The organism is uncultured Clostridium sp., from assembly GCF_947036855.1.
GTDB lineage: Bacteria > Bacillota > Clostridia > Clostridiales > Clostridiaceae > Sarcina.
Genome location: NZ_CAMQRY010000013.1, coordinates 1 through 15,479 on the forward strand (window position 1 = coordinate 1; position 15,479 = coordinate 15,479).

Here is a 15,479-nt window from a genome sequence, read left to right on the forward strand (position 1 = left end):
AACATCACAAACAGTAGCTATTGCACATATCTCAACAAGTTCTAATGCCTCACTTCTGTCTATCCCCAGCTCTTTATATAAAGCCATTGAGAATTTAAATGCAATCCCAGCTCCACATAGAAGTTCAAATGGGTAGTTACAATCATTTTGATGTGGATTTACTACTGCAAAAGCCTCTGGAGTTTTTAATTCTTTTTCTCCATTTTCATTTTCTACAAGTTGTATATCATGGTGGTCTGTTAAAATAACTTCCATTCCAAGTTCATTTGCAAGTTTAATTTCTTCAAATGCTGCTATACCATTATCACAAGTTATTATAAGCTTTGTTCCTTCATCCGCTAAAATCTTAACCCTATCGCAGTTCATCCCATATCCTTCTGATTCTCTATTTGGAATGTGATAATTAAAATTAGCACCACATCTTTCTAATGCTTTTATTAATATACTTGTACTAGATACTCCATCACAATCATAATCTCCATAAATTGTAATTTTTTCTTTTTTATCAATAGCTTTTACCATTCTTTTAACTGCTTTTTCCATATCTTTCATAAGGTATGAATCAAATAATTTATCTGTTCCTGCCTCTAAGAAATATTTCCCTTCTTCTATTGTAGAAAGACCTCTATTAAGAAGTATTATAGCTGTTAATTTATCTATTTTAAGCCCTTCCATTAATTTTTTAAGCTTATCCTTATCAAGACCCTCTCTTTTTAAAAACCAATTTTCTTTTTTCATATTTCTCCTCCTACTCAAGTATCATCATTGCTTTATTTTTAAATACACTTAAAATCAACTTTTTCATATATTCTATATCAACTTCCATTGTTTCAAGTTCCTTAAATATATAATTACACTCTCTAAACATAATTTCATATATGCAACTTCGATTGGCAGTTACAATACTTCTTTCTATATCAAGTGATAATTTAAGCTTATATCTCTTTAATAGTATCTTTATAGCTTTATCATCAAGCTTTGAAATAATACTACCTATATTATCTTCTATACTATCTAAAGTCTTTAGGACTTCATTCTTGTATGTTTTAGATGTATTTATAACTATCTTAAATAAACTAATTCCTTTTTCCCATTTAACTTCACTATAAACCTCATAAGCAAAACCTTTTTTAGTTCTAATTTCATCATAAAGTATAGAACTTACTCCCTCTCCAAAATACATATTAAAAATTCTAAGTAGTGTTATATCTTTTAAACTTAACTTACTTATATCATAAATACTTTGTATCTTTGCTGTATCTGTACCTATTCTGCTTTCTTTATATAAACCATTATAAAACTCAGCTCTTACAAAATCATTATTTTGAATACTCTTTTTTTCTAAAACTCCAAAATTATTTTCTACAATTTTAAAAACATCATCATATGAAAGTGATGTTACAACTGATACACACATATTTTCACTTACATAAAATTTATTATAGAAGCTTTTTAGAGTATCCATTGTTAATGCTTCTATATTATTTTCACTACCTATTATTATCTTATTTATTCTTTCCTCTTTAAATGCACTAGCAAGTAATAAATCCTCACAATACTGCTCTAAATCTTCACTCCACTCTTTTGACTCTTCTTTTATAATAGACATTTCTTCCTTAAATCCAATTTCAGTAAATGATGGATTTAAAACTATATCACTATATAAATCAAAACCTTCCTTAAAATCATCATTTGCAGTTACCCCATAATATATAGCATAAGGAAAATTCGTCATTGCATTATTCATAGCAAAAATTTCATCAAGCTTACTATTTATAAATTCTTCGCTATATTTCTTTGTACCTTTAAATAAAATATGTTCAAGTGCATGAGCAGCACCTATATTTTCTTTAGTTTCTCTATTTGCACCTGCCTCAAGCCCTATACAAAAAGATGTATGTGCCCCCTCTTTATATTTATAAATTAACCTAACCCCATTATCTAAAATGTATTTCTTCACTTTCTATATCTCCTCATAATCACTATCTATATAAAATTTCTAATCAAATTTTCGCCTTCTTTAATAATATCACTATTATCTTTCTATTTCTTAAATTCTACTCTTATACTTTGTGGATATTTAGAAGTTTTATTTTTTCAAAAAAATAAGGCTGTATCAAAATGATACAACCCTACTTATATAAAACTAAATTTTAGTCTTCGTACATATATTTTCTTGTCATTGGAATTTCATTATTAACACCTTTAGTAAATACCATTTGGTGAATATCAATTCCGCCGTAATGGAATGCAGCTGCACATGAATTTAAGTACATTCTCCACATTCTTAAGAATCTTTCATCAAACATTTCTTTTTCTTTTTCTATGTTTGCTTCAAAAGCTTCTGTCCAGTACATTAAAGTCTTCATATAATGAAGTCTTAAACTTTCAACATCTTGTGTAAAGAAGTTATGCTCTGCAGCTTGATATAATTCTTCTCTTAAAGTTGGAACATATCCGCCTGGGAAGATGTAAGTAGTAATCCACTTATTACCTTCTGTTTCTAATAAGTTAGTGATGTTGTGTATTAGACATACTCCACCTTGCTTAAGAACAGCATCTATATTATCAAAGTATAAAGGAATGTTTGAAGCACCAACGTGCTCTGCCATACCAACACTTACAACTCTATCGAATTCAAGTCCACTTTTAGCTAAATCTCTGTAATCCATTATTTTAATTTCTACTAAATCTTCAAGACCAAGTTTCTTGATTCTTGCGTTAGCTTCTTTATGTTGTTCTTCACTAAGTGTAATACCAACACCCTTAACTTTATAAAGCTTAGCAGCTTCAATTAAAAGGTATCCCCATCCACATCCGATATCAAGAAGAGTTTGACCTTCTTTAAGGTTTAATTTCTTTAAGATATGGTGAATTTTATTCATTTGAGCTTGATATAATGTATCATCCTCATTCTTGAAGTAACCACATGAGTAACTCATTGTTTCATCAAGCCATAATTTATAGAAATCATTTCCTATATCATAGTGACTAGCTATATTCTCTTTAGCTTTAGCTTTCGCAGCAGCTTTAATTATTCCAACAACTTTTAAAAGTTTACTGTCATTAAAGAAACTACTAGCCTTTCTCATCATACTTTCAACAGCTTCTTGTATATTTCCCTCTATATCAATGTCACCATCCATATATGCTTCTCCTAATGCTAAACTAGCATCAGCAAGTAAATCTCTCTTACTTGGGAATTTGTTTATTACAAGATTAAACTCTGAATTTCCTTCTCCAACTTTAAACTCTTCTCCATCCCAGAATCTTAAAGTGAAAGTTCTATCACTTAAGTTCTTAGTGAATGTTTTTACTATCATCTTATCAAATGCCATGTATGTCACCTCATTAACTTTCTTTTTTTCATTTGTTTAATTATAATAGTTTTAATTGATATAATTCCATTAAAGCAAATTTAATCGCTCGGCTAAAATAGATATAAAGCATCTTTGCCTTATATCAATCAAGTTTTAGTTTTATTATCAAACTATTAATAATATATTCATAAATTTAATTATACTATCTTTTGCAATTATTCCTTAATTGATATATTCGCTTTATAAGTTCTTTTAAAGCTTTTTAATGCTCTTTATCTTTTATTCTCTAATCTTTTCTTCCTTTTTTGGCAATACTATCTCAAATATCATTTTTTTTACCATTTCACTTAAATTTCAATTCTATATATAATATTAAAATGATAATTTAATAAAAAATCTCTTTTAAATTTATGATATCTTCTTTTTTAAAGCTTTCAATTAATAATTATTATTCCTACTTTCCATATTATTTATATATGGTCTTCTATAAATCTCTAACTTCCTTGCAAAACTTTGTGGTGGAATAGAGAATGTCATCGCTTTAGAAAATTCAATAAAAACATTATCACCTTTTCTAAATGATTTAGCACACTCATCTTCTTGTCCTATCATTTTTATATCAGTATCTGCTGATACAATTGCAACAATTTTTTCTTTCTGTATAACACCGCCTTTTATATATCCATCAACTAAAATTTTATAACCTTTATTTCCATCTTCTTTTTTAATATTTTCTATAACTCCTAAAAATATAGGATACTCATCTCTCATCATACCTTCTACACTTCCTCCTAAATTAAAACTCATTAGGAGAATACTAAGACTTACTAACAATACTTTCAAAACAATTCCTCATTTTCACTTTGATACTTTTAGTATGCCTCAATTCTCCTTTTTCTATCACACTCATAAAATTAAAATTTAATTTTTTTTATGGAAAAAGCCACCTTGAAAACCAAGATGACTTTTTTACTATTTACTAAGATAAAAGTTAACTAGCATTCCCTCTTTTATCTTAGCTGCTTTATCTTTATAACCTAAAGCTTTTATTATTTCATATGAAAACTCCAAACTTGTTGCTGGTCCTCTGCTTGTAATAATATTATCATCACAAACTACAATATCCTCTAAATATTGAACATTTCCAAGTTCCTCTTTTACTGCTGGATAAGATGTAACTTTTCTACCCTCTAATATCCCTGCTTTTGCAAGAGCTATTGGACCTGCACATATTGATGCAACAATTTTACCCCTTCTATTAAATTCTCTTATAAGATTTAAAACTTTATCACTTTCTTTAAGATTTTTAGCTCCTGGCATTCCACCTGGTATAACAATAGCATCATAATCTAAAGTTATCTCATCAATTAATATATCTGCTTCAACATTTATATTATGAGAACTTCTAATCATCTTACCTGTTAATCCACATAAATCACAATGAACTCCTGCCCTTACACAAACATCTTTAACTGATAAAGCTTCTATAGTTTCAAAACCTTCTGCTAACATAATTAAAACTTTCTTCAATTTAATCCACCTCCTATTTCATAGAAACATCTTTAACGTAATCATCTAAAACAACAACTATAACATTACTACCTCTTCCAGCTCTGTTTTGTAATTTCATATCTGATATTTCTAATTCAACTCTACGCTTATCTTTTGAAGTAAGTGTAAGCTTCTTATAATTTGAATATTCTACATTTCTGCCATCTATATTTACTATACTTATACACTTTGCAAATATAGCTTCATCATCTTTAAGGCTCATAGCAGCAACACCTGACGCATTTCTACCCATTGCACTTATATCACTTGCATCAAATTTAATTACCATTCCACTTTTACTAACAACTATAATTCTAGAATTTTCAGAATTATTTATATCAGCACTAATAACTCTATCTGATTCTGATTTAAGCTTCATAGCAATACTCGTATTTAAACTATCAGCAAAATCTACAAGTCTAGTTCTCTTAGCAAATCCATTTTTAGTATATAAATAAACATATGCTTCATCTTTGTTATAGCATTCATCATTTACTGAGAATACAGAAACAACTTCTTCATTTCCAGATATACCATCTACAATATCTGTAATTTTAAGTTCTTCCTTATTTTGAATAAGGAAAGCTGGGAATTTATAAACATTTCCAAGACTTGTAAATACAATAATCTCTTCCTTTGAATTTGTCGCAGCTTTAATATAAACATCCTGTGAATACTTTCTATAAATCTTAATATTACCTTTTTTATTTATACCAACTGTAAACTCTGCATATTCATACTCTGAAACCTCTTCTACATCTACAATTTTATTACTACTACTTAAAGAACATAATTCTACTCCCATTATATTTCTATCAATAGGTTCAAGAATAGGTTCTTCAATAGTTGCAACAAGTCCACCTGATGTAGTTATTTTAAGGAACTTAGCTTCTCTTTCTAGGTTTTCTAAAAATACCTTAACAAGAGAATCATCACTCTTAATTTTAATAGCTAAAAGCTTTGTATAATTACTAACTAGCTTATCAAGTGTTGTTCTTTTTATAACTCCATTTGCAGTTATAAACTTTAAAACCTTATTTGGATTAAAGTCTGTTATTGATTCAATTGCAATTATATTTTCCTTCTCTAAATTAAGAGATTTTATAAATTCATCAAATCTTTGTCCTTTATCTTTCCACTTAGCCTCAACTAAATCAAAAGTTCTAACCTTGTACATATTCCCTGCATCAGTAAATATAAGCAGACTTTCTTTCGTATTTGAATTTATAAGATGTTTTAAGAAGTCACCATCTCTATAATCTATATCTTCTGCTTTAACATTTGAGCGCTTATAAGTTTTAAGAGGAATTCTTTTTACAAATCCATCATTAGAAATTGTAATAACAACATCTTCTTCAATAATAAGTTCATCTATTTCAATGTGAGCTTCACTATCATCTTCAACAATAGCAGTTCTTCTATCATCACCATAAATATCCTTAACATGTTGAAGTTCTTCTTTAATTACAGCAAATAAAACTTGTTCATCTGATAAAATTTTCTTAAATCCTTTTATCTTTTTAGCAAGTTCTTTATACTCTTTCTTAAATACATTAATCTCAAGCCCTGTTAATCTATAAAGCATAAGTTCAAGAATTGCATCTGCTTGAACAGTAGTAAATCCAAATTGACTTAAAAGATTTTCATGTGCATCTTTCTTAGACTTAGATGCTCTTATAACTTTTATAACTTCATCTAATATATCTATAAGCTTTATAAATCCTTCAACAACATGGAATCTTTTCTCTGCTACTTCAAGTTCTTTTTTAGTTCTTCTTGTTATAACATCCTTTTGATGATTAACATAATGAGAAATTATTGTTTTAAGTCCCATAGTTTCTGGTTTACCATCTGCTAGTGCAACCATATTAAAACTTATGTTACCCTGTAAATCAGTTTTCTTAAGTAAATACTTTAAAACATTCTCAGCAATATTTACATCTACAGTTTTCTTAAATTCTATAACAGCTCTAATTCCTGTTCTATCAGACTCATCTCTTATATCACTAATAGAATCAAGTGCCTTAGCATGTTTTTTATCAGCAGTCATATCTGAAATAGTCTGAAGAATCTTTGCCTTATTTTTTCTATAAGGGAATTCTGTTATAACTATTCCAAGTCTATCATTTTCTAATTTTTCAACACTAGCCTTAGCTCTTACTGTAACTTTTCCACAACCTGATAAATAAGCTTCCTTTAAAGAGTTTTTACCAATCATAACTCCACCCGTAGGTAAATCCGGCCCTTTAATATATCCCATTAACTCTTCAGTTGTTATATCATTATTATCAATATAAGCAAGAGTTCCATCTATAACTTCACTTAAATTATGTGGTGGAATATTTGTAGCAAGCCCAACAGCAATACCAAAAGTTCCATTAACTAAAAGGTTTGGATATTTTGCTGGTAAAACCTTTGGCTCCATCTCAGAATCTGAGTAGTTTGGAACCATATCCACAACATCTTTATCTATATCACGCAAAAGCTCCATAGAAATATTTGAAAGCCTAGCTTCCGTATATCTCATAGCCGCTGCATTATCTCCATCAATTGATCCCCAGTTCAGAATTGTTATCGTAGTGGCTTTTTATCCTCTACTTCTTATAGTTTTAATTCCTATAAGCTCAGCATATCTTTTCAACTGTTCTAGTTGTCGCAGCCTCTTGGGAAAATTATATTCTTATATTAATATAAGGTTCATCTCCTATGCGTTGCGGCTGGCAAGTTTTTTAAACAAGCCTTCACCTCTGATTAGCATTTCAGCTTTCCAGTTTTTTTCTGCGATAATCATCTTAAATTTCCCAACCTAAGACGGCAACTTACTTACCATGTCCATCAATTAGTGGTTTTCTTGTGCTAAAATCTTGAGCAAGTATTACCATAGCATCATATACTGATGTATCACCATGTGGGTGATATTTACCAAGTATATCTCCAACTATTCTAGCTGATTTATAGTATGGTCTATCTGGATATGCTTTAAGCATATAAGCTCCATATAAAATCCTTCTATGAACAGGCTTTAAACCATCTCTTACGTCTGGTAATGCTCTTTCCTTTGCAACTTCTACTGCATAAGGAATATAGTTATCTGGCATTACTTCTTCAAGTGGTGAAACTATTATATTGTTATCTTTTGGGACAACAAACTTAATCTTTGCCATAAATTACCCCTCCTAAAACTCACCATGTTTGTACATGTATTTTCTTCTTGGTTCAACAACATCACCCATTAAAAGTGATACCATTTTTTCAGCTTTTGCTGCATCATCAATTGTTACTTGTATTAAAGTTCTACTTTTCGGATTTAATGTAGTTTCCCAAAGTTGTTCTGGGTTCATCTCTCCAAGACCTTTAAATCTTTGTATTAAAGAACCTTTTCCAATTTTCTTTCTAGCACTTTCAAGATCATCTTCTGTATAAGCATAAACTTCTGTTGGATTTTTACCCATTTTATAAACTTTATAAAGTGGTGGCTGTGCAAGATATAAATGACCTTCTGCTATAAGTGGTCGCATATATCTATAAATATAAGTCATCCATAAAGTTCTAATATGATATCCATCAACATCAGCATCACTCATTATTATAATTTTATCATACTTTAAATCTGCTGATTTATAATGACTTAAAGTTCCTGTACCAATAGCTGCATTAAATATTCTAAGTTCTTCTGAAGCTAGAACATTCTCAAGCTTTTGCTTTTCAGTATTCATTATTTTACCTTTAGATGGCATAATTGTTTGGAATCTTCTATCTCTAGCTTGCTTTGCAGAACCACCAGCTGAATCTCCCTCAACAACGAAGAACTCATTAACAGTTCTATCTTTTAAAGTACAAACAGCAACTTTTCCAGCAAGTGGAGCTGTACCTTTACCAACTTTTCTTTTTTCTGCATCATTAATTTTTTTAATCTTATCTCTTCTTGCTGCTGCATCAAGAGCATTATTCATAAGTAATGTTGCAACCGTTTTATTATCTTCTATCCATTCTGAAAATCTTGTATAAGATAAGTCATTCATCATAGTATAGGCTTCAGTATTTCCAAGCTTAGTTTTAGTTTGTCCTTCAAATTCAGGATTAGTAATTTTAATCCTAAGAATAGCAGTCATACCTTCTCTAATATCATCACCTTCAAAACCCTTGTCCTTCTCTTTAACAAGATTAAGTTTTTTAGCCCACTCTTTAAAAGCTCTAGTCATACCAGTTTTAAAACCAGTTTCATGAGTTCCAGCTTCTGTCGTAGGAATATTATTAACATAACTTGCAATAATTTCAGTTGTAGAGTCTGTAAATTGCAGACAAACTTCCCCATACATTTGAAGTCCATTAACTTCTCTCTCACCTTCAAATAAAATAGGATTTGGATGTATAGGACTTTTACTTTCATTTAAATACTCAATAAAATCTAAAAGACCATTTTCTGAGTAATACTCTTTTATAACTTCTACATCTTTTCTCTTATCTATAAGTTCAAGTCTCATTCCTTTATTTTGGAATGCAAGTTCCTGTAATCTTTCATCTATAGTATCAAACTTAAAATCTCCTGTTGAGAAAACTTCTTTATCTGGCATAAAAGTAACTTTTGTTCCTGTTTCTTTAGTTTTACCAACTATTTTAAGAGCTGTAACAGCAGTTCCTGGCATATCCTTTTTAAGTTCTTTATCATAAGCATATTCAAATCTTTGCTTATAAACATTTCCATTTTGTTTAACTTCAACTTCAAGCCATTTAGAAAGAGCATTTACAACGGCTGCCCCAACTCCATGAAGTCCACCAGAAGTTTTATAGTTATCATTATTGAACTTACCACCAGTATGAAGCTCTGTATAAACCATCTCCACACCAGTTTTCTTCTTAGTTGGGTGCATTCCAGTTGGAATACCTCTACCATCATCTATAACAGTAATACTCTTATCATTATTTAATATAACAGTAGCTTTTGTTCCATATCCATTTGAAATCTCATCTATTGAGTTATCTAAAATCTCCCAAATACAATGATGTAGTCCCTTAGTTCCTGTTGAACCAATATACATTCCTGGTCTAACTCTAACTGGTTCTAATTTTTCTAATGACGTTAAGGATGTTACATCATAATTTTCATTAACTTTATTTGCCATCTAAACCCTCCATACTTCTCTGTATACTAAACAGAATGTTCTACTCTACGCTCTCAATACTATTTTTAACTTCTTCATATATAACTTTTAATTTAACACAAGCTTCACTAGCAGTATTTGCATGGAATCTTGATTTAATATTCTCTTTATTAGAACCATGATTATACTTTGGATCATAATACTTTTCCATCATTTCCATAGCTACACTCTTATAATCGCCCTCATTAACTAAATCCTTATATCTTTGTAAATTCTCTGGACTAGCATATTTCTTAATTCCCTCAAGTGCAATTAAAATTTCTTCAGCTACATTTTCAAATGCTGTATATTCTTTAACAAGTCTATCAGCTCTTGACTCTAGGTCTGCTGTTATATAAACTCTTTCTCCAGATTGAAGTATACTCCAAAGACAATCAGGTATTATTACCTTATATATTCTTCTACTCTCACCTTCTGTAAATACTAAGTTAGTTTTTCTATTTTTAAGTTCATCATACATTAATGTTTCAAACTTCTTTTGTGAATGTATAGCCCCAAGACCAACTCCACCAAGAACTGAACCTCTATGATTAGCTGCTCCCTCAAGGTCTAGTACATCATAACCATCATCTTTAAGCTCATAAAGCATTTCTGTTTTACCAATCCCTGTATTACCATATAAAACTATAAACTTAATTTCTTTTGAATATTCTTCAAGCTTCTCTGCTACAAAAGCTCTATAGAATTTATATCCACCACGAAGTTTTAATGCTCTTATTCCAAGACCATTTAATAAGCCCCAAACACTTCCACTTCTCATTCCACCTCTAGCGCAGAATATAACTATTCTTTTACCATGATTTTCTCTTATAATTTCCTGTATTCTACTAAACATCATAGGAAGTCTTTTTGAAGCAAACTCAATCCCTTCATCCTTAGCAACTTCTGTACTCTCCCTTACATATGTAGTTCCAACTATTTCTCTCTCTTTATCAGTTAGTATCGGAATATTAATAGCTCCTGTAATAGTTTCATCTGCAAATTCACTCTCACTTCTAACATCTATCAATATGTAATTATCTTCTTTTCCATGTATTTCTGAATAATCTATCATTCCAAACATTTCTGTGCACCACCTTTGTTACTAAATTTCAGTATAATTTTTTTCAAGATTATTGTCAAATAAGCTAGTCTAATATTTCGCAAAAAAAAATAGATGCATTTAAGCATCTATTTTTACATCTCATATATTCCAAGTTGTCTAACATGTTTTGTGTGAGACCACTCTTTATTGTCTTTGTTAGCAATTCCTTGCATAGTTATAGGTACCCAAGTTAGGACATAAATAGTTGAACCTATATATCTCATAACCTCATCCTTAACATCTTCTCCAAGACATTTAACACTAAATACAAAGAATACAAATGCATATAAAACATTAAATAATGTAAGCATAAGCTTGTCATCTAAAATTGAAAGGTTAACTACTATAAATGGTTGAATAAATGCCACTACTAAAAAGGCAATCATCATTGTAATAGTTCTTCCAATTTTGACCTTGTCCTTCATCATCATTACAGCCATGAAAGCAAGTTCTGCAAGGCAAATGAAGCCCCATAACCCATCATAGAATATGTAATTTGAGAAGAAATATCTAAGTTGTTCTATAAATACGGCTGAAAATGCTGTAAATACTAATGATATCGCTAGAAGTGATGTCATAAATGGTTGAAGTACATACATAGCACAATCAAATGCTATCATATCTCTTTCCTTAATAGCTTTAATTAAAAGCTTAAGTGTATATCTACTTGCAACATCTGCAAAACCTTGCATCCATCTTTTTCTTTGCTTCCATGAATCATTAAGTGTTAGAGGCTTTTCATCATATATAATAGCATCATCTGCTATTCCAACTCTCTTACCATTAAGAACTAGCTTACAAGTAAACTCTAAATCTTCAGTAAGGCAAGTTGCTCCCCAACCTATTTCTTTTAGTATATCTGTTGAAAGAACAAATCCTGTTCCTCCTAGTTGAGCTGATAACCCTATAGAATCTCTTCCATATTGAAGTCTTCTTACAGTTGAACCAAGTGATAAATCACATGACTCTGTAACCCATGAATCTTTTGGATTTTTAGTTTCAATATAACATTGAACAACATCATACCCATCACACATTTTTGAGTTCATTTTTTGTAAAAATTCTTTATCAACTAAATTATCTGCATCAAATATCCCTATTGCATCATAGTGTTTATCCATATCAAAAATCTTTTTGAACATCCACTCTAAAGCAAAACCTTTTCCTCTTTTTTCTTTATTAAATCTTTCATATACATTTGCACCATGTTTTTCTGCTACTTCTGCTGTTGCATCTGTACAATTATCTGCAATTACAAAAATGTCGTAAAGCTCTTTTGGGTAATCAAGCCCATTAAAACTATCAACAAGTCCCCCAATAACAACCTCTTCATTGTGTGCTGACACAATAAGTGCAAAACTTTTCTCTGGACTTTTTAATTTAGTTTTCTTGTCTTTATCCTTTGATAACTTATAAGCCCCTATAAGACCTATTCCAAAATGATATGCCATCATTATTAGTATTATTAAAGGAAAGATTACACTAATCATAAAAAGGATCTTTTCCATATTTGTCACTCCTAAAGTTTACTTACCTAAAAATACATTTTTTCCAAAATTTGTACTTTATATATATTGTCTTTTACCATTATAGTATTTATCAAGTCAAACTTCAATTTTTTTATTCAATTGTAATGTATTTTTAATAGATTATAATTTAGCATCCTAATTTTAGAACTTTCTGTAAGAATTTCTTAAGAATTTATTTCTAAAAAAAGAGAGATAAATATTTATATCTCTCTTCATTATAAACTATTTTGTTTGTTTAGTTAACAATTATTTTACATCATTATTTATCCAGCTCATCATCCCTCTAAGTTCTTTTCCAACTTTTTCTATTTGATGTTCTGATTCATTTCTTCTTGTCGCATTGAAGCTTGGTCTACCAACTTGATTTTCAACAAGCCAATTTCTTGCGAATGTTCCATCTTGAATTTCATTTAAAACTTTTTTCATTTCTTTCTTAGTTTCATCTGTAATAATTCTATTACCAACAACATAATCACCATATTCTGCTGTATCACTTATAGAATATCTCATAGTTTCAAGTCCACCTTGGTACATTAAATCTACAATAAGTTTCATTTCATGCATACACTCAAAATAAGCATTTTCTGGAGCGTAACCAGCTTCAACTAAAGTTTCAAATCCAGCCTTTATTAAAGCACTACATCCTCCACAAAGAACTGCTTGCTCTCCAAATAAATCTGTTTCTGTTTCATCTCTAAAAGTTGTTTCAAGTACTCCTGCTCTAGCTCCACCTACTGCATTTGTATATGCAAGTGCTAAATCTCTAGCATTCCCAGTTGCATCTTGATATACAGCTATAAGACATGGAACTCCTGAACCTTCTGTATAAGTTCTTCTTACCATATGCCCTGGGCCTTTTGGTGCAACCATAAACACATCAACATTTGTTGGAGGAACTATTTGTGAATAATGAATATTAAATCCATGAGCAAACACTAAAGCTTTCCCTTCTGTTAAATATGGTGCAATCTCTGTACCATATAATTCTCTTTGCTTCTCATCTGGTATTAATATCATAATTACATCACTATTTTTTACTGCATCACTAACTAAAGACACTTTAAGCCCTGCTTCCTGTGCTCTTTCCCATGACTTACTTCCCTCATATAATCCAACTGTTACATTTACTCCACTCTCATGAAGATTTAATGCATGTGCATGCCCTTGACTTCCATAACCGATTATTGCAACTTTCTTAGCTTTTAAAAGCTCTAAATTTGTGTCCTTTTCATAAAATAATTTTGCCATTTTAACAATACCCCCATTTTTTTGTTTCTATATATATTAAATAAATTTATTTAATCAAATTAATTTCTCGCATCAATCATTCTATTAGCTGCATTTATAAGAGATGCTATACTTGCTTCCATAATATCTGCTGATAATGCACTTCCTGTAAAAATCTCATTATTATTAGATATTTTTACTGTTACTTCCCCAAGTGCATCTTTTCCATCTGTTACAGACCTTATAGCATAATCCTCAAGTTTAAGTTCAAACCCAAGCGCTCTCTCTACAGCCTTAAATGCTGATGAAACTGAACCTTCCCCTACTGCACTCTCTCTTAAAATCTCATTATCTTTTTCAATTTCAACAGTTGTTGTGCATATCATTTTATTTCCACTATATACTTGGAATGATATAAGTTTATAAGTTTCATCTATACTTCTTGCATTGTTATTTATAATTGCATCAATATCTCTTGAACTTATATGCTTCTTTTTATCAGTCATTTTCTTAAAGTTTATAAAAGCCTCTTCTAGCTCTACTTTTTCTAAACTTATACCATTCTTCTTTAAATAATCACTAAAAGCATGTCTACCTGAGTGCTTACCTAAAACAATATTATCATTAGCATATTTACCAATTGATTCTGGTGTTATAATTTCATAAGTTGACTTTTCTTTTAAAACACCATCTTGATGAATCCCTGACTCATGTGCAAATGCATTTTTCCCAACTATCGCCTTATTTGGTTGAACTAAAACCCCTGTAATAGCTGAAACCATAGTTGAAGTTCTCCATATTTTACTTATATCAATATCTGTATGAAGATTTAAACTTTCTTCCCTTGTCTTTATAGTCATAACTATCTCTTCAAGGGCAGCATTTCCTGCTCTTTCACCTAGTCCATTAATAGCACACTCAACCTGAGTAGCTCCTGCCATAACTCCACTTAAAGAATTTGCAACAGCCATCCCTAAATCATCATGACAATGAACTGAAAAATCTACTTTTTCTGCACCTTCTGTATTTTCAATAACATACTTTATGAAATCATGATAATCTGTTGGAAGTGCATATCCTACTGTATCTGGAACATTTATAACTGTTGCCCCAGCTTCTATAACCCTTGAAAAAACTTTAACTAAAAAATCTTTATCACTTCTATAAGCATCTTCTGCTGAAAACTCTATATCATCACAAAGAGTTTTAGCATACCTTACCATCTCAACAGATTTTTCTAAAACTTCACTTTCTGTCATATTAAGCTTATGTTTCATATGAATTGGTGAAGTTGCAAGAAAAGTATGAATCCTTGGCTTTTTAGCATGTTTTATAGCTTCATAAGCTTTATCAATATCATTCTTACTAGCTCTACAAAGTGCAGCTACTGTTGTATTTTGTATTTCACTTGCAATTGCACTAACGGCATCAAAATCTCCTTTTGATGCCATAGGAAACCCTGCTTCAATAACATCTACTCCAAGCTCTTCAAGCTTTTTAGCTATAATAACTTTTTCTTTGAGGTTAAGGTTAACTCCTGGTGTTTGTTCTCCATCTCTTAGAGTTGTATCAAATATTTTAATCTTCTTACTCACAAAACCCCTCC

The 15,479-nt window shown here is 30.3% G+C and carries 11 protein-coding genes and 1 pseudogene; all 12 read right to left on the reverse strand.

The window, feature by feature from the left end; translation table 11 throughout:
* A partial coding sequence (locus Q0V15_RS03070) for a DHH family phosphoesterase (protein WP_297435883.1) occupies positions 1-738 on the reverse strand: 738 nt, incomplete at its 3' end.
* A 10-nt stretch (positions 739-748) separates the two neighbouring features.
* Positions 749-1,960, reverse strand: coding sequence for a pitrilysin family protein (locus tag Q0V15_RS03075; RefSeq protein WP_297435886.1), 1,212 nt, complete (start codon positions 1,958-1,960; stop codon positions 749-751).
* Between the two features lie 193 nt (positions 1,961-2,153).
* A complete protein-coding gene (locus Q0V15_RS03080) occupies positions 2,154-3,338 on the reverse strand; it encodes a cyclopropane-fatty-acyl-phospholipid synthase family protein (protein WP_297435888.1) in 1,185 nt (394 codons plus the stop codon).
* Between the two features lie 420 nt (positions 3,339-3,758).
* Positions 3,759-4,127, reverse strand: a complete 369-nt coding sequence (locus tag Q0V15_RS03085) for a hypothetical protein (RefSeq protein WP_297435890.1) — start codon at positions 4,125-4,127, stop codon at positions 3,759-3,761.
* A 165-nt stretch (positions 4,128-4,292) separates the two neighbouring features.
* Positions 4,293-4,850 (reverse strand): DJ-1 family glyoxalase III, encoded by a 558-nt coding sequence (locus tag Q0V15_RS03090; RefSeq protein WP_297435892.1) that lies wholly within the window; start codon positions 4,848-4,850, stop codon positions 4,293-4,295.
* 13 nt (positions 4,851-4,863) lie between these two features.
* Positions 4,864-7,446: a DNA gyrase subunit A gene (locus Q0V15_RS03095; RefSeq protein ID WP_367173762.1), complete on the reverse strand. Its 2,583-nt coding sequence runs from the start codon at positions 7,444-7,446 to the stop codon at positions 4,864-4,866.
* Between the two features lie 250 nt (positions 7,447-7,696).
* A pseudogene (locus Q0V15_RS03100) lies at positions 7,697-8,035 on the reverse strand (DNA gyrase subunit A); the annotation flags it as partial.
* Between the two features lie 12 nt (positions 8,036-8,047).
* Positions 8,048-9,994: a type IIA DNA topoisomerase subunit B gene (locus Q0V15_RS03105; RefSeq protein WP_297435894.1), complete on the reverse strand. Its 1,947-nt coding sequence runs from the start codon at positions 9,992-9,994 to the stop codon at positions 8,048-8,050.
* Positions 9,995-10,034: 40 nt separating this feature from the next.
* Entirely contained in the window at positions 10,035-11,096 is a 1,062-nt protein-coding gene (gene mnmH / locus Q0V15_RS03110; RefSeq protein ID WP_297435896.1) for a tRNA 2-selenouridine(34) synthase MnmH, read from the reverse strand.
* Between the two features lie 113 nt (positions 11,097-11,209).
* The gene (locus tag Q0V15_RS03115; protein WP_297435898.1) at positions 11,210-12,625 is read right to left on the reverse strand and encodes a glycosyltransferase family 2 protein; all 1,416 of its coding nucleotides are present in this window, start codon (positions 12,623-12,625) and stop codon (positions 11,210-11,212) included.
* A 267-nt stretch (positions 12,626-12,892) separates the two neighbouring features.
* A complete protein-coding gene (gene ilvC / locus Q0V15_RS03120; protein WP_297435900.1) occupies positions 12,893-13,894 on the reverse strand; it encodes a ketol-acid reductoisomerase in 1,002 nt (333 codons plus the stop codon).
* A gap of 59 nt (positions 13,895-13,953) precedes the next feature.
* On the reverse strand, positions 13,954-15,468 hold the full coding sequence (locus tag Q0V15_RS03125) for a 2-isopropylmalate synthase (protein ID WP_297435902.1): 1,515 nt from the start codon (positions 15,466-15,468) through the stop codon (positions 13,954-13,956).
* Between the last annotated feature and the right edge of the window lie 11 nt (positions 15,469-15,479).